Consider the following 18,447-nt stretch of genomic DNA (forward strand, 5'->3'; position numbering starts at 1 on the left):
AAGTCGTGAGTCAACAAGAGCAAAGTCCATCATCGGCTCCGGCCGCACCGCCGGCCTCATCGCCCAAGCCAACACAGCGGCCGGCCACGCCGCTCTGGAGCCGGCTCGCGATTCCGCTGTTTGCGGTCATCGTCGCGCTCGCCTTCGTCGGGCTGGCGACGCTGCGCTTCGACGAATGGGTCGGCAGTGCGGTGATCCAGACCACCAATGACGCCTATGTGCGCGCCGAGCTGACGCGGCTTTCGAGCCGCGTCTCGGGCGAAGTGCTCAGCGTGGGGGTCACCGATTTCCAGCGCGTCAAGGCCGGCGACCTCCTGATCCAGATCGATCCCGCCGATTACGAGGCGCAAGTCGCGCAGGCCGAAGCTGCGGTCGCCGCGGCGCAAGCCGCGCTCGACAATCTCGCCAACCAGATCGAGCTGCAATATGCGACGATCGCGCAGGCGCAGGCCGCACGGCTGTCTGCGGAGGCCATGGAGGTCGAGGCACGGCAGGAGCAGGAGCGTCAGCAATCGCTGTCGCAGACCGAATCCGGCACGCGCCAGCGCCTCGAGCAGGCGGTGGCCGCTTACGCCAAGGCACAGGCCGACGTTCGCGCGAGCCGCGCAGTGATCGCGGCCCAGCAGCATCAGCTCGAAGTCCTGCAAGGTACCAGGAAGCAGCGCGCCGCCGATGTCGAGGCGGCCAAGGCGACGCTGGCGGGTACGAAGCTCAAGCTTGGTTACACGAAGATCACCGCCCCGTTCGACGGCGTTGTCGGCGAGCGCCAGGTGCAGCCCGGCGACTACGTCAATATCGGCACCAACCTCATCAACGTGGTGCCGCTGCCCAAGGTCTATGTGATCGCGAACTACAAGGAGACCCAGCTTACGCATGTGGCACCGGGCCAGCCGGTCGAGATCACCGTCGACAGTTTCCCGCGCGAGAAGCTGCGCGGCCGGGTCGAGCGCATTGCGCCGGCGACGGGTGCACAGGTGGCACTGCTGCCGCCCGACAATGCAACAGGCAATTTCACAAAGGTCGTGCAGCGCATTCCCGTGCGCATTCAGTTCGATGACGACCAGCCGCTGGTGGCGCGGCTGGTGCCGGGCATGTCGGTGGTCACCAGCATCGATACGAAGGCCGCGAATGGCCGAAAATGACGGTGCCAGCCGCGAACCGCTCTCGCGCGGCGGCGTCGCGCCGCAGCCCCTGTTCGCCGTCGTGGCGGTGCTGCTCGGCTCGTTTCTCGCCAATTTCGACAGCCGGCTGACCACGGTCGGCCTGCCGGATCTCCGCGGCGCGTTCTCGCTCGGTTTCGACGAGGGCGCCTGGCTCTCCACCGCCGGCATCGGCTCGCAGATATTCATCGCGCCTGCGGTGGCCTGGCTTGCCACGGTGTTTGGCCTGCGCCGCGTCCTTGGCATCCCCAGTCTCGTCTATGCCGCCGTCGCGTTCATCATTCCCTTCGTGCACGACTATCCGACATTGCTCGCGCTGAGCGTGGTGCATGGTCTCCTGCTCGGCACCTTCGTGCCGGCGACGCTGATGATCGTGCTCCGCAATCTGCCGATCCGCTGGTGGCTGCCGGCGATCTCGATCTATGCGATCCGCGTCGGCTTCGCGTTGGACACCTCGACCTCGCTGGTCGGCTTCTATGTCGACCATCTCGGCTGGCAATGGCTGTACTGGCAGGGCGTCGTGATCGCGCCCTTGATGGGCCTGATGGTCTATCTGGGCACGCCGCACGAGCCGGTGAACCGCGCGCTGCTGCGCGAGGCCGATTGGGGCGGCATGCTGCTGCTCGGCGCCTCGGTGTCGATGATCTATGCGGGGCTTGACCAGGGCAACCGGCTGGACTGGCTCGGTTCGGGCACGGTGATGGCACTGCTCGCAGCGGGCGCGGTGCTGTTTCTGGCCTTCTTCCTCAACGAATCGCTGGTGCGGCAGCCCTGGGCGCATGTGAACGTGCTGTTCTCGCGCAATATCGGCCTGGGACTGGTGCTGATCCTGCTCTACACGCTGACCAGCCTGTCCAATGCGTCGCTGGTGCCGAACTTCCTCGCCACCATCGCGCTGCTCAGACCGGAGCAGAGCGGCATGCTGCTGCTCACCTATGGCGCCTTGCCGATGTTCGTGCTGGTGCCGGTCTCGATCTGGCTGCTGAGGCATTTCGATACGCGGACCGTGATCGTCGTGGGCTTTGCCTGCTTCGCCGCGGCCAATCTTTGGGGCACGCGACTCACTCACGACTGGGCACGCGAGGACTTCGCCGGCATCGTGCTGCTCCAAGCGCTCGGGCAGTCGCTGACCCTGCTGCCGTTGATCATCACGCTGCTCTCCAACTCCGATCCGAGCCGCGCCACCTCCTTTGCCGCCTATATCCAGATCATGCGTCTCGGCGGCGCCGAGATCGGCGTGGCGCTGATGGGCACCTGGCTGCGCGTGCGCGAGCAGGTCCATTCCTTCTATCTCGGCCAGAACCTTGCGGTCGGCGATGTCGACGTGGTGCAGAGGCTGAAGCAGCTTGCCGATCACTTCGCCGCCTATGGCACAGGATCGGCGCAGGCGCGCGCGGTCGGCACGCTGGGGGGCATCGTCCAGCGCGAGGCCAATGTGCTCGCCTATATCGACGGTTTCTGGCTGTGCTTCTGGCTCGCGATAGCCGCGCTTGCAATCGTCGCGCTGGTCACGCGCGCGCCGACGGGTCCCTTCACGCCGGCGCCGTTCGGCTTCGCCAGGATGGTGTTGCGGAAGTGTGGGGTGCAGGTGAGCTGAACGAGTTCACGCCGCGGGGTCGGTCCCCTTTCCCACTTGCGGGAGAGGGGCGCACCTTTGCTGGCACGCAGTGAAGCGTCACCGCACCTGCCGCGCCGGCTCGACCAGCTCGGGCCGCGGGCCCGATAGCCGCTTGTGCATGTGGACCATGAAGGCCATGCCGAAGATCGGCGTCGCCAGATTGACGATCGGGATCGAGACGAAGGCGGCGATGAACAGGCCGGCGGTGAAGATGGTCGCGGCATGGTCGCGCCGCATCGCCTTGGCTTCTTCCGGGGGGCGGAAGCGCATCGCGGCGAGCTCGAAATATTCACGGCCGAGCAGCCAGGCGGCGGCGAGGAAGAAGATCAGGAAACCCGCGCCGGCGAACAGTACCAGCGGCAAGGCGGCGAGGTAGACCAGGATCGTCAAGAGGGCGGTCTTGATTCCCTCGAGGATCGCCTGGCTGAACGGCAGCGCCACGCCGGGCCGCTCGGCCGGATAATGCTCGCGCTCGACGATGTCGGCGACGTCGTCGACGAACAGGCTCGCCACCAGCGAGGTAATCGCGGGCATCAGGAAGACGCCGCCGAACACGACTCCCAGGCCCGCCGCGATCGAGACGATCCACGACAGGACTTCGATCGATGAATGCCAGCCCGGCCCGAGCAGGCCCTCCAGCCAGACCTCGCCATTGGTCGCAAACCAGCTGAGCAGCCGCTGCAAACCGATCGCCAGCACGGTGATCAGCACAAGCGCCAAGCCGATGGATCGCCACAGGATCGAGCGCATCGGCGGCGAGATCATTTGTGACAGCGCCTTGATGGCGGCATCCAGCATGGGGCACCCTCTCAGGTCAACACTTCGCGAGAGGTAGACACCCAATGCGGCTTCGGCAAGGGCGGCCGACTGCCCAGGACGCGACCGTGTCCAGGGCACGCAAGCACCCGGCTACCCATGCCTGTGCCCGTGCTTGCGTGCCTTCGCCTGCTTGCCTTCGCCGGTCGGAATCATCACCACGCGGCCGTAGCGCACGCCGCGTTCGGCGATGATGTGGTCGGCGAAGTGGCTGACTTCGGAGGCGTTGCCGCGCAGCGCCGTCATCTCCATGCAATTGTTGTCGTCGAGATGGACGTGCAGCGTCGCCAGCGCGAGGTCGTGATGACCGTGGAATTCCTGCACCAGGCGCTTTGAGAGATCGCGCGCGGCGTGGTCGTAGACATAGACGAGACCGGCCACGCATTGGCCGGTCTGTGCCGTGTCCTCCGTGCTCTGTTGCAGGCCGGCGCGGGCGAGATCGCGAATGATCTCGGAGCGGTTCTGATAGCCGCGCGCTTCCGCCGCGGCGTCGATCTCCGCCAGGAGATCGTCCTCGATCGTGATGGTTATCCGCTGCATCAGGTCCTCTCCATCGGGCTCAGGGGGGTTGTAGCCTTTCCTCCGAAGGGAGGCGAGGGAGTCTGCCAGCAGGTCACAGACGCGTCGTGCGCAGGCGCAGCGCATTGCCGACCACGCTCACCGAGGACAGCGCCATCGCCGCCGCGGCGATGATCGGCGAGAGCAGCACGCCAAATGTGGGATAGAGGACACCGGCCGCAATCGGAATGCCGGCGGCGTTGTAGATGAAGGCGAAGAACAGGTTCTGGCGGATGTTGCTCATGGTCGCCTGCGACAGTTTGCGCGCCCGCACGATGCCGACGAGGTCGCCCTTGAGCAATGTGACGCCGGCGCTCTCCATCGCCACGTCGGTGCCGGTGCCCATGGCGATGCCGACCTCGGCCGCCGCCAGTGCCGGCGCGTCGTTGACGCCGTCGCCGGCCATCGCGACGCTGCGGCCGGCCTTTTGCAGTTTTGCGACCACCGCGCTCTTCTGGTCCGGCAGCACCTCGGCTTCGACCTCGGCAATACCGAGCTGGCGCGCCACGGCTTGTGCCGTCGTACGGTTGTCGCCGGTGAGCATGATGACCTTGATGCCTTCGGCCGCGAGCGCCTTGAGCGCCTCCGGAGTCGAGGCCTTGACCGGGTCGGCGATCGCGAACAGGCCAGCAAGCCGGCCATCGACGGCCATGTTGATCACGGTCGCGCCGTCGCCACGCAGCCGTTCGGCTTCAGTGTCGAGCGATCTGGTATCGATGCCGATCGATGACAGATATCGTGCATTGCCGAGCACGATGGTCTTGCCGTCGACCTTGCCGGTCGCGCCCTTGCCCGTTGGCGAATCGAATTGCTCGACCTGGCCAAGGGCGAGCTGCTTTTCCCTGGCCGCGCGCATGATGGCGTCCGCCAGGGGATGCTCGCTGGCGCGCTCGACGCTGGCCGCAAGCCGCAGGATGTCATCTTCCGCAAAGCCGGCGGCCGGCACGATCGCGACCACCTTGGGCTTGCCCTCGGTCAGGGTGCCGGTCTTGTCGACCACGAGCGTGTCGATCTTCTCCATCCGCTCCAGCGCCTCGGCGTTCTTGATCAGCACGCCGCCTTGCGCGCCGCGGCCGACGCCGACCATGATCGACATCGGGGTCGCAAGTCCGAGCGCACAGGGGCAGGCGATGATCAGCACGCTGACGGCGGCGACGAGACCGAAGGCCAGCCGCGGTTCCGGTCCGAACCAGGCCCAGGCGGCAAAGGCTGCGATTGCGACCACGATCACCATCGGCACGAACCAGCCGGCGACCTGATCGGCCAGCCGCTGGATCGGCGCGCGCGAGCGCTGCGCATCCGCGACCATCTGCACGATCTGGGACAGCAGCGTTTCGCGCCCGACCTTGTCGGCACGCATCACGAAGCTGCCCGACTGGTTCAGCGTGCCGGCGATGACCTTTGCACCGGTCTCCTTGGTCACGGGCATGGACTCGCCGGTGACCAGGGATTCATCGAGCGACGAGCGTCCCTCCAGGATGATGCCGTCGACCGGCACCTTCTCGCCGGGACGAACGCGCAAGGAATCGCCGGCATGAAGCGTGTCGATCTCGACCTCGTGCTCGCTGCCATCGGCATTGACGCGGCGTGCCGTCTTCGGTGCGAGCTGAAGCAGCGCCTTGATTGCGCCCGACGTCGCATCGCGGGCGCGCAGCTCCAGCACCTGGCCGAGCAGCACCAGCACCGTGATGACCGCAGCCGCCTCGAAGTAGACCGCGACCGCGCCTTCATGGCCGCGGAAGGTGTCAGGGAATATCTGCGGCGTGACGGTGCCGAGGATGCTGTAGACATAGGCCACCCCGGTGCCCATCGCGATCAGCGTGAACATGTTGAGGTTGCGCCTCAGCAGCGACTGCCAGCCGCGGACGAAGAACGGCCAGCCCGCCCACAGCACCACGGGAGTTGCGAAGACGAGCTGGATCCAGTTCGACAGCGTCGGATCGATCCAGCTGTGGGGGCCTGCGAGATGGCCGCCCATCTCCAGCACCACCGGCGGCAGCGACAGCACGGCGCCGATCCAGAACCGGCGCGTCATATCGGCGAGCTCCGGATTGGGGCCGGTCTCCAGGCTCGCGATCTCAGGCTCCAGCGCCATGCCGCAGATCGGACAGCTGCCGGGTCCGACCTGGCGGATCTCCGGATGCATCGGGCAGGTGTAGATCGTGCCCGCGGGCATTTCCGGCTCGGGCGTCTTCTCCTTCGCAAGATACTTGGCGGGATCGGCGGCGAACTTGGTGCGGCAGCCGGCCGAGCAGAAATGGAAGGTCTCACCGTGATGTGTGAAGCGGTGCTTCGAGGTCGCGGGATCGACCGTCATGCCGCAGATGGGGTCCTTCACCTTGGTCGCGTCATCACCGTGGTCGTGGCCCTGATGATGGGCATGGCTGGAATGATCGCCGTCGCCGCCGCAGCACGAGGAGGTCGCGGGCTTCGCCGCCGGCGGTGCAGCTTTCGCGGAACAGCCGCATCCGGAATGGGTTTCCGCGTCGTGACGATGCTCGTTGTTGTTCATTGCCATGCTCCGGCCTTGTGCCTGGTCTTGTACCGGTCTTGCAACCCATACCCGGTAGGGGTATATAGAACGCATGCGCAAGGACATCAAGGCATCCGTCGGAAAACGTCTCGGCCGGATCGAGGGCCAGGTTCGTGGCCTCTCGAAAATGGTAGAGGAAGACCGCTACTGTATCGACATCGTCACGCAGATCTCGGCGGTGCGTGCCGCGCTCCGCCGGGTCGAGGAGGAGATCCTGAAGGACCATGTCGCCCATTGTGTCGAGCACGCCATTGCAAGCGGCGACAAGGTCGACCAGCGCGAGAAGATCGCGGAGCTGATGGCGGTGATCGGGCGGGCGGAACGGTAATTCTCGTCATTGCGAGGGCGCCGCGACGTGGACGCCGAAGCTTGACGGGGCGGAATCATCCAGAATTCGTCGCGGAAAGATTCCGCAGGCTTCGTCGCCGCGCTCTTCGCAATGACGGCTTCGGGCGAGATCTTCCCACAAGGTCGGTGTCGTCCCTGCGAAAGCAGGGATCCATAACCCCAGGGAGAAGTTTGACGAAGATTGGTCGTTCGGTACGCCTACAATCGGAACGATAGATTCCGCGGTATGGGTCCCGGCGTTCGCCGGGACGATAGCGGGGTTATGCCGCGATCTCGCAGGCGTTTCCGCGGCGCCGGGCGCGGTACATCGCGAGTTCGCTCAGCTGCACAAAATGCTCGGAGAAATTGGTGCTGATTTCCGCGGTCCGCGCACTCACTTGCTCAGCCGGAATCTCAGTCGGCGCCTCTTCGTCAATCGCTTCAGGAATGAGCGGCGGCGCCACGACCGTTTCTGGAAACACACCGAACGAGCCCGCTACCTCCTCGAGCGGCTTCTGCTTGTCGGCCCAGTGCAGGACGGTGTAGTCGAACCCGTGCACGATGGTGGGTTTGACGACTTCGAAATAGGGCGAGATGTCGAAGTCGCGGGGCATGTAGAGCGAGGAATCGCGGATGTGCAGGATCTCGCGGCGGGCGGCGCGGCTGCCGGCCTTGGTGATCTTCGGCAGGATCGGATAGCGCACGGCGTCGAACGCCTGCGCGATCAGCGCCGAGCAGATGATCTTGGTCGGGTCGCCTGAGCCGATCGCGATCATGCGCCGGCGCCAACGCTGCGGAACCGGCAGCGGGAACAGATAGCGCATGAGATCGACGATGTTCTTGGTGTCGTAGCCGAAGCCGATGCGGTTGATCGCATAGCGGCAGACTGTGGTGCGGTCCTCATAGGACAGCCCGACCGGGCGGCAGATGCGGGTGTGATACGGGAAATACTTCGACAGCGGCGCCGAGGTGACGCCTTCGCCGATATTGGCCTCGATCAGCACATGCGGCTCGCCGTCGGCCTCCTCCGCACCCTCGACCGGGCCGACATAGAGCGCGGCATGTGACCAGGTCGACTGCGTGAGATATTTGATGATGCCGGAGATGCGGTTGTTGCCCTCGACCAGCAGCACGTCGCCGGGCTCGATGACGCCGCGCAGATGCTCCGGGTCGCTCGGCGTGAACGGCTCGTAGCCGGGCACCTCCTTCGAGAGGTACGCGGCAATCACCTTGCCGACCGAATCCAGGACCGTCCCCATGTCAAACTCCCCCCACGGCCTTTTTCGGCCGTCTTTTCCCTTTCTCTATCATGGTCGAAACGTGTTGCAATTCGGTTCATCACTCTGTGAGATCAAGCACGATTGATTCACCATGATGGTTGCCGTGCAACATCAGATGCGCCAAGGTTCGCGGGCTGTTCTCTTTTGCCGCAAGTCCCCGGAAACCATGACATGACAATCACGCGCCGCGGCTTCCTTTCGGCGTCGGCGGCTTTTGCGGCGATGCCGGTCCTGCGCGCAATCGCCGCGCCCCTGCCGCGGGAGGCCGACATCGTCGTCATCGGTGCGGGGGCTGCGGGAATTGCCGCGGCGCGGCGCATCATGGCGATGGGCCGCAAGGTCGTCGTGGTGGAAGCGGCATCCCAGATCGGCGGCCGCTGCATCACTGATAGCACGACGTTCGACACGCCGTTCGACCGCGGCGCGCGCTGGATGCACAATCCCGACACAAATCCCATGATCCGGCTGGCGCGCAGTGTCGGGCTTGACGTGCTGCCGGTGTCATCGGGCCAGAAGATGCGCATCGGCCGCCGCAACGCGCGCGCGGGCGAGATCGAGCAATTCCTGGCCGCGCTGGTGCGCGCCAACCGCGCCATCGACGAGGCCGCGCGCGGCAAGCTGGATACCTCCTGCGCATCCGTGCTGCCGAAGGATCTCGGCGACTGGGCGGGCGCGGCCGAGTTCATGCTGGGCGCGAGCTTCGCCGGCAAGGACCTGAAGGAGTTGTCCGCGATCGACAAGGGACGCGCGCAGGATCGCAACGCGGCGATCGCCTGTCGCCAGGGCCTTGGCACGCTGATCACCAGGCTCGCCGAGCAGACGCCGGTGGCGCTGTCGACGCCAGCTAGCCGAATCGCCTGGAGCAGCCGCGACGTCAGCGTGGAGACGCAAGCCGGCAGGATCGCCGCGCGCGCCGCCATCATCACGGTCTCGACCAATGTACTGACATCGGGCGCGATCAGGTTCGCACCCGACATTCCCAAGCGCACGTTGGACGCGGCATCGAAGCTCACCCTCGGCAGCTACGATCGCATCGTGCTGCAACTGCCCGGCAATCCGCTCGGCCTGTCGCGCGACGATATTCTCATCGAGCAGAGCAATTCGACGCGCACGGCGCTCATGTTCGCCAATATCGGTGGCTCCTCGCTGTGTTCGATCGATGTCGGCGGCTCCTTCGGTCGCGATCTCTCCGAGCAGGGCGAGAAGGCCATGGTCGCCTTCGCGAAGGAATGGATCACAAAACTGTTTGGCAGAGAGGCCGCTTCCGCCGTGCAGAAGGCCAGTACGACGCGCTGGAACGCCTCTCCCTATGTGATGGGCGCGATGTCGGCATCCTCGCCCGGCGGCCAGCTTTCGCGAAAAACCCTGAGCGAGCCGATTGGAAACATGTTCCTCGCCGGCGAGGCCACGCACGAGACGCTGTGGGGCACTGTCGACGGCGCCTGGGAAAGCGGCGAGCGCGCCGCTGATGCCGCCTTGCGCAAGATCGGCGCGCTCAAGCCCGAGCCGGCCGACATGCCGACGCAATCGACGAAGAAGCGCAGGGCACCGCGGCAATAGCAACAAAGTCGCAACACTTCGCAGGGATGACGAAGAGAGTTAACGCAACACCCCATCCAGCACCGGCAGCCCGGCAATCACCGCTATCGCAATCAGCGCGTAGCAGATGCCGCGAAACACCTTTTCGCTGGCGCGGCCGAACAGAGAGGCACCGAAGGCAACACCGATCGCATAGACCGGTCCGACGATCAGCGAGAGCACCAGCGATTCGCGCGAAATCAGGCCTGTCGCTGCATAACTGACCATCGAGAAGAAATCCGACGCGCCGAAGAACAGCACGATGTTGGCGCGGGCGACGATCGGTGCGATCGGACGGCCGAGCCAGTAGCCGACGATCGGCGGGCCGCCGGTCTGCGCGAGGCCGCTACAGAAGCCAGAGAGGCCTCCGATACCGACCGAGAGCCAGGTGTGGTCCTTGCCGCGGTAGCGCCAGCCCGACAGCAGCAGAAGCAGGAGCGCGGCGACGAAGCAGGAGATGATCCAGCGCGTGGTGACGGGTTCGAGCACGCTCAGGAAATAGGTGCCGAGGGGCACGCCGATCAGCGCGCCGAGCACGATCACCGCGGTTGCCCTGCGGTCGGCCTTCCGCCATGCGTCGGGCAGCAGCGGTGTGGCCGCGACGAAATCGATGACGAGCAGCAAAGCCGCAACGAGCCGCGGCGCCGCGATGCTGCTTGCCAGCGGCATGAAGATCAGCGCCGAGCCGAAGCCGGAGAAGCCGCGCGCGGTGCCCGAAACGAAGGCGACGGCGCACAGCGCCATCGCAATGGCGAGGCTGACGTCCTTCGGGAGAAAGTCGGCGAGGCTCATGCTCCGTGCTTCTGGAGCAAGGTTTCGTCTGAAAACCGCTCCGCACTTCTCGCCATCATGCTCTCAGGGTGCCGCCGGTCTTCTTCGTGACCTCGGCCACGATCTTGGCGCCGACAGCCTCGATCTCCTGGTCGGTCAGCGTCTTCTCACGCGGCTGGATCGTCACCGCGATCGCGATCGATTTCCTGCCGTCATCGATGCCCTTGCCCTCGTAGACGTCGAAAACGTTCACGCCGGTGATCAGCTTCTTGTCGACGCCTTGCGCGGCGCGGACGATGTCGCCGGCCTTCACGGCGCGGTCAACGATGAAGGCGAAGTCGCGCGTAACCGGCTGGAAGGCGGAGAGCTCGATCAGGGGCTTGGCACGGGTCGGCTTCCTCTTCGCCTCAGGGATGCGGTCGAGAATCACCTCGAACACCATCAACGGACCGTCGACGCCGAGCGCCTCGAGCGCGCGGGGATGCATCTCGCCGAAACAGCCGAGCACATTCTGCGGACCGATCTGGATCGTGCCGGACCGGCCCGGATGCAGCCAGCCGGGGCCGCCGGCGACGATCTGCAGGGCCTGCATCGGAGCACCGGCCGCAGCCAGCACCGCCAGGGCGTCGGCTTTCGCGTCGAACACGTCCGCCTGCGCCGAGCCGGTCCAGTGCCGCCCGAGACCTTCCGAGGACGCAAAACCGCGGCGCACGCCGCTTGCCGCCATGAACTGGTCCTGCGGGCGATCGCCCTTGAAGATCTGGCCGACCTCGAACAGCGCGACATCGCCAAAGCCGCGATCGGCATTGGCCTGCGCGGCGGCGACGAGGCCCGCAAGCAGGGTCGGGCGCATGTCCGACAAATCAGACGCAATCGGGTTGGCCACTTCGAGCTCGCGCTGGCCGCCGCCGAACAATTCTGCCGCGGGTTTTGCGATGAAAGACCACGTCACAGCTTCGACCATGCCGCGGCTCGCGAGCGCGCGTCGCGCGCGGCGGGTGCGCAGCTGCAGCGAAGTCAACACGGACTTGCGCGCGTCCTCGCCGCGCTCGAACGGCGTCATCGGCACCTTGTCGACGCCGAAGATCCGCACGATCTCCTCGACGATGTCGGCTTTGCCGTGCACGTCGGTGCGCCAGGACGGCACCGCGACCTTCACGACCGGGCCGGGGCCCGCCATCATGAAGCCGAGATGGGTCAGGATGCGCTTCATCTCTGCTTGCGGCACTTCGATGCCGGAGAGGCGCTTCACTTCCGTGACGGGGAAATCGATCACGCGGTCGTCGCCGAAGGATTTGCCGGCCACGACGGTCTCGGACGGCGTGCCGCCGCACATCTCCATCACCAGCCTGGTCGCGAGCTCGAGGCCGGGCACCATGAAGGCCGGATCGACGCCGCGCTCGAAACGGTAACGCGCATCCGAGTTGATGCCGAGCTTGCGGCCGGTCTGGGCGATGTTGATCTCGTTCCACAGCGCCGATTCGATCAGCACGTCAGTCGTGCTCTCGTCGCAGCCCGAGGCTTCGCCGCCCATGATGCCGGCGAGGGATTCGACGCCATGCTCGTCGGCGATCACGCAAATGGCGGGATCGAGCTTGTAGGTGCGGCCGTCGAGCGCGAGCAGGCTCTCGCCCTCATGCGCGCGGCGCACGACGAGATTGCCCTTGACCTTCTTGGCGTCGAACACATGCAGCGGACGCGCGCGGTCGAAGGTCATGAAGTTGGTGATGTCGACCAACGCGTTGATCGGGCGCAGCCCGATCGCGGTCAGCCGCTTCTGCAGCCATTCCGGCGACGGCCCGTTCTTGACGCCGCGCACGAGACGGAGCGCGAAGCCGGGACACAGCGTGGAATCCTCGACCGTGACCTTCACCGGGCAGGGGAATTCGCCCTTGATCGGCTTGATGGCCGGGTCCTTGAACTTGCCCATGTCGGCCGCGGCGAGGTCGCGGGCGATGCCGTGCACGCCGGTGCAGTCCTGCCGGTTCGGCGTCAGGTTGATCTCGACCACGGGATCACCGAGCCCAGCCCATTCGGCGTAAGCAGCGCCAACAGGCGCGTCCGCCGGCAATTCCATGATGCCGTCATGGTCGTTGGAGATCTGCAGCTCGGCCGCCGAGCACAGCATGCCGCGGCTTTCGACGCCCCGGATGGTGCCGACGCCGAGCGTGATGTCCTTGCCGGGAATGTAGGTGCCCGGCGGCGAGAACACGCTGACGAGCCCGGCGCGCGCGTTCGGCGCCCCGCATACCACCTGCACCGGCGCGCCGCCGTCGCCGGTGTCGACCATGCAGACGCGCAGGCGATCCGCGTTGGGATGCTGCTCGGCCGAGATCACCTTCGCAATGGTGAACGGCTTGAGAGCCTTGGCCTTGTCCTCGATATTCTCGACCTCGAGCCCGATCATGGTGAGCTTCTCGGCGAGCTTGTCCAGCGGCTCGTCGGTGTCGAGATGATCCTTCAGCCAGGAGAGGGTGAATTTCATTTTGCGTTCCTAGAAAACCTCGACCAGGCGAAAGCGTTCGCACATCAGCATCATGTCTTCGCGAAACTTGCCTTGCCGACCGAAATAATTGCGATGCGCGTTGCGCCAGTAGTCGAGACTGCGATCACCTTCGCCCTCGTCGAAGGCAAAGGCTGCATCGACCTCGCCGAAGCGGCGATAGCTCACCTCGGTCGATTCGATGATGCAGCACGGCTCTCCGCGTCCGTCGAGCACGATCCAGCGTTCGCCCGGCGTCGAGGTGTTGGGCTCGTCCTCGGTGCTGCATGTTGCGGTCTTGACGCCCCGGATCACGAGATCGAGCAACTCGTCGGCCAGCGCCGGCCCGTCGCCGAAGGCGAACGACCGCAGGCCGCGATATTGCTCCGGGACGGCGCTCAGGTTCACGTGCTCAATCCCCCCGCGAGCGTCGGCACCTCCAGCGGCTTGAAGCCGTAATGGGACAGCCAGCGGACGTCGCTGTCGAACAGCTGGCGCAAATCGGCGATGCCGTATTTCAGCATGGCGATGCGGTCGATCCCCATGCCCCAGGCAAAACCCTGGTACTCGTCGGGATCGATGCCGCAGGCGCGCAACACGTTCGGATGCACCATGCCGCAGCCGAGAATCTCGAGCCAGTCCTCGCCCTCGCCGAAGCGGATCTCGCCCTTGTCGCGGCGGCACTGGATGTCGACTTCCAGCGACGGCTCGGTGAACGGGAAGAAGGAGGGACGGAAGCGCATGTTGATGTGGTCGACCTCGAAGAACGCCTTGCAGAACTCGTGCAGGATCCATTTGAGGTGGCCGAGATGCGAGCTCTTGTCGATGACGAGGCCTTCGACCTGGTGGAATTGCGGCGTGTGGGTCGCGTCCGAATCGATGCGATAGGTGCGCCCCGGGCAGATCACGCGGATCGGCGGCTTCTGGCTCAGCATGGTGCGCACCTGCACCGGCGAGGTGTGGGTGCGCAGCAGCATGCGCGAGCCGTCCTGCTTCGGATGGAAGAAGAAGGTGTCGTGCATCTCGCGCGCGGGATGGCCTTCCGGGAAGTTCAGCTTGGTGAAGTTGTAGTCGTCGGTCTCGATGTCGGGACCTTCGGCCACCGAAAATCCCATGTCGGCGAAGATCGTGGTCAGCTCGTCCCAGACCTGGCTCAGCGGATGGATGCGGCCGGCTTCGACCGGTGCCTCGCGCAGTGGCAGGGTGACGTCGACGGTCTCGGACGCGAGCCGCGCATCGAGCGCCGCCGATCTCAGCACGTCGCGTCGCGCGACAAGCGCCTGGCTGACCTCGTCCTTGGCCTGGTTGATCGCGGCGCCCTGCGTCTTGCGCTCGTCCGGCGACATCTTGCCGAGCGTGGCGAGCAGCGCGGAGATCGAGCCCTTCTTGCCGAGGGCTGCGACACGCACGACTTCGAGCGCGGCCTCGTCGCTGGCGGCGGCGATGTCGGCGATGATCTGGGCTTGGAGCTGAGCTAGATCGGTCATGGCAATCCCTTTTGGCCAGGATGCTGAGCCGATGATCCTAGCCCGTCACACCCGGCATTGCGCCGGGCTTCCACGTCGGAGAAGTGTGTTTGCGCGAGAAATGACGGCCGGGGCAGTAAAACGCGAGACGCGCCTTTGCCCGGGCCATCACAAGCTGAATGCTGCGCAGAGCACGGTGGAAGACGGCTTACGCCGCCAGCGCAGCCTTGGCCGCATCAAGCCGCAAGGGCGGCCTTGGCCTTCTCGGCGATCGCCTGGAACGCGGCGGGTTCGCGGATCGCGAGATCCGACAGCACCTTGCGGTCCACGGTGATGCCCGACTTGGCCATGCCGTCGATAAACCGGCTGTAGGTCAGGCCGAACGGACGAACGGCAGCATTGATACGCTGGATCCAGAGCGCGCGGAATGTCCGCTTCTTCCGCTTGCGGTCGCGGAAGGCGTATTGCTGGGCCTTCTCCACAGCCGGCTTGGCGGCGCGGATGGTGTTCTTGCGGCGGCCGTAGAAACCCTTGGCGGCCTTGTAGACTTTCTTGTGCTTGGCGTGGGCGGTCACACCGCGTTTGACGCGAGACATGACGAAATCCTTCAGAGATGACTTTGGTTATCGGATTGCCGCGCAAGACGCGGCACGGTGGCAGTGATCGTGGACGCGATCAGGCGTTCGGCAAGAAGTACTTCTTGACGTTGTCGCCGTCGGTCTTGAACAGCACGCGGGTGCCGCGGAGCTGACGGATCTGCTTCTTCGTCCGCTTGATCATGCCGTGACGCTTGCCGCGCTGGGCGTGCATCACTTTGCCGGTGGCAGTCACCTTGAAGCGCTTCTTAGCGCCCGATTTGGTCTTCAGCTTGGGCATTTGGCTCTCCTGTGGCCACAACAGAAATCCGCCCGTGAAGGCGGCTGGCCGTCTAAAATGCTCGTTAGAGCGTTGATTGTGCTCAGGTTTTGCGAACGAACGCGAAACCCGCACAGAACACCGCCACGGCAGCCCTTGATCAGCCGGGCGATGAAGGCTGGGCTTATGACAGAGCGGGAGCCAAATGGCAACGATGAACCGGCGGAATAGGCCCGGAGACTATTTCCCAAGCTGCCACATTCTTCTGCCGGAGCAGGACTCAAATGGCTGACTTCCCGCAATTCTCCATCCGCTTTCCGCGCCGCCTGGCTCTCTTTGCCGTGCTTGCTGCGGCCATGTTGCCTTCGGCGGCCGACGCCCGCGTCGGCGGCTATGACGGCATCTGGAACGTCACCTTCGCCACCACGAGGGGCAATTGCAGCTCAGGCTACAGTGTTCCCTTCACCGTGACGGGCAGCCGCGTCTCGTCCGCCGGCGGCGGCCGGGTCTCGGGCAGGGTCAACCGCTCCGGAGCCGTCGCGGTCCAGGTTTCAGTCGGTGCATCCCGTGCCAGCGGTGGCGGGCGGCTGGCCGGCATGAACGGCGCCGGCTCGTGGAGGGGCATCATTTCCGGCGACCAGTGCAGCGGCACCTGGCAGGCGACGAGGACGTAGCTGTCGCGAAGCGGGAGGTGCGCTCCCTCTCCCGCTTGCGCTTGCGGGAGAGGCAAAAAACAAAAACGGCCCGCCGGAGATCCGGACGGGCCGTTGGATTCTCAGTCCTGAACTTTCGGTCCCTGAGCGTCAGCGCGGCGCCAGCACCATGACGACCTGGCGGCCTTCGAACCGCGCGTCCTGCTCGACCTTGGCGAGCTCGGCGACGTCGGTCTTGATCTTGTCAAGCAGCTTGGTCCCGATCTCCTGGTGCGCCATTTCGCGGCCGCGATAGCGCAGCGTGATCTTGACCTTGTCGCCCTCTTCGAAGAACCGCTGCATCGCCCGCATCTTCACGTCGTAATCGTGGTCGTCGATCATCGGGCGGAGCTTGATCTCCTTGATCTCGACGGTCTTCTGCCGCTTGCGGGCTTCCGCAGCTTTCTTCTGAGCGGAATACTTATACTTCCCGTAGTCCATGATCTTGCAGACGGGAGGGCTGGTATTCGGCGAAATCTCGACCAGATCCATGCCAGCTTCCTGGGCCATCCGGATGGCGACGACCGTCTCGACCGTGCCTTTGTTATCACCGGTCTGATCGATCAGCTGGATCTGCGCATTGCGGATATCATCATTGATGCGCGGCCCGTCTTTGCTGGCAGCGGGCGGAGCTTTATTAGGACGGCGAATGGGTGGTTCTCCAAAGTTGTGAAGGAAGCGGCTATTTTGAAGGAAGATGCGTTTGCCGGCAAGCAAGTCGCTCGTGCCGCGGTCGAAAAACCCTCAAATGCGAGGCATTTTGGCCACGTCCTCCGGCACGTTGACCGACATAGACACCTTGCTTCTGTTCCGCAAGCGTCCCAAACGGCCAATGCCGGCATCGGATCGCTTCGTGGCACACGCCCGGACAGCTCAAACCGCGCAGCCGGAGTAAACGTTCCATGACCGATATAATTCCTGATGCCATGCTCGACTCCATCAATGTGGGCGAGGGCCCGTCCGCACGCAGGATCGCGGTCCGCAGCCGGCCTGGACAGGGGCCCGGACTGGTCTGGCTGGGCGGATTCAAATCGGACATGCAGGGCAGCAAGGCCTTGGCGCTGGACGCCTGGGCCCGGGATCACAACCGCGCAATGGTCCGGTTCGACTATTCCGGCCACGGCGAGTCCGGCGGCGACTTCGTCGACGGAACCATCGGGCGCTGGCTGGAGGAGAGCGTTGCAGTGTTCGAACGGTTCTGCGACGGCCCGCAGGTCCTGATCGGCTCGTCCATGGGTGGCTGGATGGCGCTGCTGCTCGCGCGCGAGATCAAGAAGCGGCAAGGGAAACAACGAGCCAAGGCGTCGCTGGCCGGCCTTGTCCTGATCGCGCCGGCGCCCGACTTCACCGAGGAGCTGATGTGGAAGAATTTCTCGTCCGCGGTGAAGAAAGAGATCGAAACCAAGGGCGTCTGGATGCGGCCGTCGGATTACGGCGACGGCTCACCCTATCCGATCACGCGGAACCTGATCGAGGAGGGCCGCAACCACCTTGTGCTCGGCAGCGCCATCGATCTCGGCTGCCCTGTCCGCATCCTGCAAGGCGCGCAGGATCCCGACGTGCCCTGGCGGCACGCGTTCGCGCTGACGCACCGCCTGCCGGCCGACGACGTCGTGCTGACCATGATCCAGGACGGCGATCACCGCCTCTCCCGCCCACAGGACATCGCGCGCATTCTTGCCGCGGTGGCGGAGATCGGGTGAAGTGTCGCCAAGCACTCCGTATCGTCGTCCGCGAAAGCGGACGATCCAGTATTCCACCAGCGCCCGTTATTGAGCCGATGGGCTGCGGCGTACTGGATGCCCGCCTTCGCGGGCATGACAGAAATTGGGAGCAACGCCGATGACCACCGCCATGCTGCGCGCCTTCTGCGACGCCGTCGAACAGCGCAACGGCCGCGCGTTCGCCGACCTCTTCACCGAGGACGGCGTCTATCACGACGTCTTCTACGGCGCATTCGCAGGCCGCACCAAGATCGCCGCGATGATCGACGACTGGTTCTATCGTACGGCGACCGACTTCCGCTGGGACATGCACGATCCGGTGTCGGACGGCACCACGCTCTATGCGCGCTACACCTTCAGCTATCGTTCGACCCTGCCGGAAGCGAACGGCGCGCGGGCGATGTTCGAGGGCGTTGCGATCATGACGCTGCGTGACGGCAGGATCGCGAGCTATCACGAGGTCGCCAACACCGCGCCGGCGTTCGTCGATCTGAACTTCGCGCCGGAAAGAATCGCCAAGATCGTCGCCAAGCAGGGCGCCGATCTGAAGGCGCGCCCGGAGATGCAGCGGCATTTGCGTTAAGCCG

The 18,447-nt window shown here is 65.2% G+C and carries 18 protein-coding genes; 7 read left to right on the forward strand and 11 right to left on the reverse strand.

Annotation, left to right across the window (positions count from 1 at the left end):
* Nucleotides 1-5 precede the first annotated feature (5 nt).
* A complete protein-coding gene (locus tag XH87_RS15310; protein ID WP_035712152.1) occupies nucleotides 6-1,142 on the forward strand; it encodes an HlyD family secretion protein in 1,137 nt (378 codons plus the stop codon).
* Nucleotides 1,129-2,757 carry an MFS transporter gene (locus XH87_RS15315; protein ID WP_271587927.1) on the forward strand — a complete coding sequence of 543 codons (1,629 nt, stop codon included), beginning with the start codon at nucleotides 1,129-1,131 and terminating at the stop codon, nucleotides 2,755-2,757. Before XH87_RS15310 ends, XH87_RS15315 begins: the two co-directional genes overlap by 14 nt.
* 78 nt (nucleotides 2,758-2,835) lie before the next feature.
* Here XH87_RS15315 and XH87_RS15320 read toward each other — a convergent pair whose 3' ends face one another.
* The 3 genes from XH87_RS15320 to XH87_RS15330 form a co-directional block, all read right to left on the reverse strand.
* Nucleotides 2,836-3,576 carry a sulfate transporter family protein gene (locus XH87_RS15320; RefSeq protein ID WP_271587928.1) on the reverse strand — a complete coding sequence of 247 codons (741 nt, stop codon included), beginning with the start codon at nucleotides 3,574-3,576 and terminating at the stop codon, nucleotides 2,836-2,838.
* 111 nt (nucleotides 3,577-3,687) lie between these two features.
* Nucleotides 3,688-4,134 (reverse strand): nickel-responsive transcriptional regulator NikR, encoded by a 447-nt coding sequence (gene nikR / locus XH87_RS15325; RefSeq protein ID WP_035712159.1) that lies wholly within the window; start codon nucleotides 4,132-4,134, stop codon nucleotides 3,688-3,690.
* Nucleotides 4,135-4,207: 73 nt separating this feature from the next.
* A complete protein-coding gene (locus XH87_RS15330; RefSeq protein ID WP_271587929.1) occupies nucleotides 4,208-6,664 on the reverse strand; it encodes a heavy metal translocating P-type ATPase in 2,457 nt (818 codons plus the stop codon).
* Between the two features lie 73 nt (nucleotides 6,665-6,737).
* On the opposite strand from XH87_RS15330, the gene XH87_RS15335 reads away from it, so the two are divergent.
* Entirely contained in the window at nucleotides 6,738-7,013 is a 276-nt protein-coding gene (locus tag XH87_RS15335) for a metal-sensitive transcriptional regulator (protein ID WP_035712163.1), read from the forward strand.
* A gap of 280 nt (nucleotides 7,014-7,293) precedes the next feature.
* On the opposite strand, the gene XH87_RS15340 is transcribed toward XH87_RS15335, so the two are convergent.
* Nucleotides 7,294-8,271, reverse strand: coding sequence for a YiiX/YebB-like N1pC/P60 family cysteine hydrolase (locus XH87_RS15340; protein ID WP_271587930.1), 978 nt, complete (start codon nucleotides 8,269-8,271; stop codon nucleotides 7,294-7,296).
* A gap of 192 nt (nucleotides 8,272-8,463) precedes the next feature.
* On the opposite strand from XH87_RS15340, the gene XH87_RS15345 reads away from it, so the two are divergent.
* Complete coding sequence (locus tag XH87_RS15345; protein ID WP_271587931.1) at nucleotides 8,464-9,852, forward strand: flavin monoamine oxidase family protein; 1,389 nt, start codon at nucleotides 8,464-8,466, stop codon at nucleotides 9,850-9,852.
* A gap of 39 nt (nucleotides 9,853-9,891) precedes the next feature.
* Here XH87_RS15345 and XH87_RS15350 read toward each other — a convergent pair whose 3' ends face one another.
* The 6 genes from XH87_RS15350 to rpmI all read right to left on the reverse strand — a co-directional run bounded on the left by XH87_RS15350 (nucleotide 9,892) and on the right by rpmI (nucleotide 15,465).
* Entirely contained in the window at nucleotides 9,892-10,662 is a 771-nt protein-coding gene (locus XH87_RS15350) for a sulfite exporter TauE/SafE family protein (protein WP_271587932.1), read from the reverse strand.
* Nucleotides 10,663-10,717: 55 nt separating this feature from the next.
* Nucleotides 10,718-13,126, reverse strand: coding sequence for a phenylalanine--tRNA ligase subunit beta (pheT, locus tag XH87_RS15355; protein ID WP_271587933.1), 2,409 nt, complete (start codon nucleotides 13,124-13,126; stop codon nucleotides 10,718-10,720).
* 9 nt (nucleotides 13,127-13,135) lie between these two features.
* Nucleotides 13,136-13,525 carry an ASCH domain-containing protein gene (locus XH87_RS15360; protein ID WP_271587993.1) on the reverse strand — a complete coding sequence of 130 codons (390 nt, stop codon included), beginning with the start codon at nucleotides 13,523-13,525 and terminating at the stop codon, nucleotides 13,136-13,138.
* A 2-nt stretch (nucleotides 13,526-13,527) separates the two neighbouring features.
* Nucleotides 13,528-14,610, reverse strand: coding sequence for a phenylalanine--tRNA ligase subunit alpha (pheS, locus tag XH87_RS15365; RefSeq protein WP_271587934.1), 1,083 nt, complete (start codon nucleotides 14,608-14,610; stop codon nucleotides 13,528-13,530).
* Between the two features lie 215 nt (nucleotides 14,611-14,825).
* The gene (gene rplT, locus XH87_RS15370; protein ID WP_035704086.1) at nucleotides 14,826-15,185 is read right to left on the reverse strand and encodes a 50S ribosomal protein L20; all 360 of its coding nucleotides are present in this window, start codon (nucleotides 15,183-15,185) and stop codon (nucleotides 14,826-14,828) included.
* 79 nt (nucleotides 15,186-15,264) lie between these two features.
* The gene (rpmI, locus tag XH87_RS15375) at nucleotides 15,265-15,465 is read right to left on the reverse strand and encodes a 50S ribosomal protein L35 (protein WP_008539890.1); all 201 of its coding nucleotides are present in this window, start codon (nucleotides 15,463-15,465) and stop codon (nucleotides 15,265-15,267) included.
* 263 nt (nucleotides 15,466-15,728) lie between these two features.
* Here rpmI and XH87_RS15380 point away from each other — a divergent pair, with 263 nt between their 5' ends.
* Nucleotides 15,729-16,118 carry a hypothetical protein gene (locus XH87_RS15380; protein ID WP_271587935.1) on the forward strand — a complete coding sequence of 130 codons (390 nt, stop codon included), beginning with the start codon at nucleotides 15,729-15,731 and terminating at the stop codon, nucleotides 16,116-16,118.
* A gap of 129 nt (nucleotides 16,119-16,247) precedes the next feature.
* On the opposite strand, the gene infC is transcribed toward XH87_RS15380, so the two are convergent.
* Nucleotides 16,248-16,787, reverse strand: a complete 540-nt coding sequence (infC, locus tag XH87_RS15385; protein WP_080134054.1) for a translation initiation factor IF-3 — start codon at nucleotides 16,785-16,787, stop codon at nucleotides 16,248-16,250.
* A 251-nt stretch (nucleotides 16,788-17,038) separates the two neighbouring features.
* On the opposite strand from infC, the gene XH87_RS15390 reads away from it, so the two are divergent.
* Together XH87_RS15390 and XH87_RS15395 are read left to right on the forward strand one after the other, a co-directional pair.
* Nucleotides 17,039-17,839 (forward strand): alpha/beta hydrolase, encoded by an 801-nt coding sequence (locus XH87_RS15390; protein ID WP_271587936.1) that lies wholly within the window; start codon nucleotides 17,039-17,041, stop codon nucleotides 17,837-17,839.
* 139 nt (nucleotides 17,840-17,978) lie between these two features.
* Nucleotides 17,979-18,443: a nuclear transport factor 2 family protein gene (locus XH87_RS15395; protein WP_271587937.1), complete on the forward strand. Its 465-nt coding sequence runs from the start codon at nucleotides 17,979-17,981 to the stop codon at nucleotides 18,441-18,443.
* Nucleotides 18,444-18,447: the final 4 nt, after the last annotated feature.

Origin of the sequence: Bradyrhizobium sp. CCBAU 53415 (genome assembly GCF_028128735.1) — a bacterium.
Taxonomy (GTDB): Bacteria; Pseudomonadota; Alphaproteobacteria; order Rhizobiales; family Xanthobacteraceae; genus Bradyrhizobium.

Bases quoted from the DNA above. Each gene is read 5' to 3' on its own strand.
- XH87_RS15315 (WP_271587927.1), top strand. From the start codon at position 1,129: ATGGCCGAAAATGACGGTGCCAGCCGCGAACCGCTCTCGCGCGGCGGC.
- XH87_RS15320 (WP_271587928.1), bottom strand. From the start codon at position 3,576: ATGCTGGATGCCGCCATCAAGGCGCTGTCACAAATGATCTCGCCGCCG.
- nikR (WP_035712159.1), bottom strand. From the start codon at position 4,134: ATGCAGCGGATAACCATCACGATCGAGGACGATCTCCTGGCGGAGATC.
- XH87_RS15330 (WP_271587929.1), bottom strand. From the start codon at position 6,664: ATGAACAACAACGAGCATCGTCACGACGCGGAAACCCATTCCGGATGC.
- XH87_RS15335 (WP_035712163.1), top strand. From the start codon at position 6,738: ATGCGCAAGGACATCAAGGCATCCGTCGGAAAACGTCTCGGCCGGATC.
- XH87_RS15340 (WP_271587930.1), bottom strand. From the start codon at position 8,271: ATGGGGACGGTCCTGGATTCGGTCGGCAAGGTGATTGCCGCGTACCTC.
- XH87_RS15345 (WP_271587931.1), top strand. From the start codon at position 8,464: ATGACAATCACGCGCCGCGGCTTCCTTTCGGCGTCGGCGGCTTTTGCG.
- XH87_RS15350 (WP_271587932.1), bottom strand. From the start codon at position 10,662: ATGAGCCTCGCCGACTTTCTCCCGAAGGACGTCAGCCTCGCCATTGCG.
- pheT (WP_271587933.1), bottom strand. From the start codon at position 13,126: ATGAAATTCACCCTCTCCTGGCTGAAGGATCATCTCGACACCGACGAG.
- pheS (WP_271587934.1), bottom strand. From the start codon at position 14,610: ATGACCGATCTAGCTCAGCTCCAAGCCCAGATCATCGCCGACATCGCC.
- rplT (WP_035704086.1), bottom strand. From the start codon at position 15,185: ATGTCTCGCGTCAAACGCGGTGTGACCGCCCACGCCAAGCACAAGAAA.
- rpmI (WP_008539890.1), bottom strand. From the start codon at position 15,465: ATGCCCAAGCTGAAGACCAAATCGGGCGCTAAGAAGCGCTTCAAGGTG.
- XH87_RS15380 (WP_271587935.1), top strand. From the start codon at position 15,729: ATGGCTGACTTCCCGCAATTCTCCATCCGCTTTCCGCGCCGCCTGGCT.
- XH87_RS15390 (WP_271587936.1), top strand. From the start codon at position 17,039: ATGACCGATATAATTCCTGATGCCATGCTCGACTCCATCAATGTGGGC.
- XH87_RS15395 (WP_271587937.1), top strand. From the start codon at position 17,979: ATGACCACCGCCATGCTGCGCGCCTTCTGCGACGCCGTCGAACAGCGC.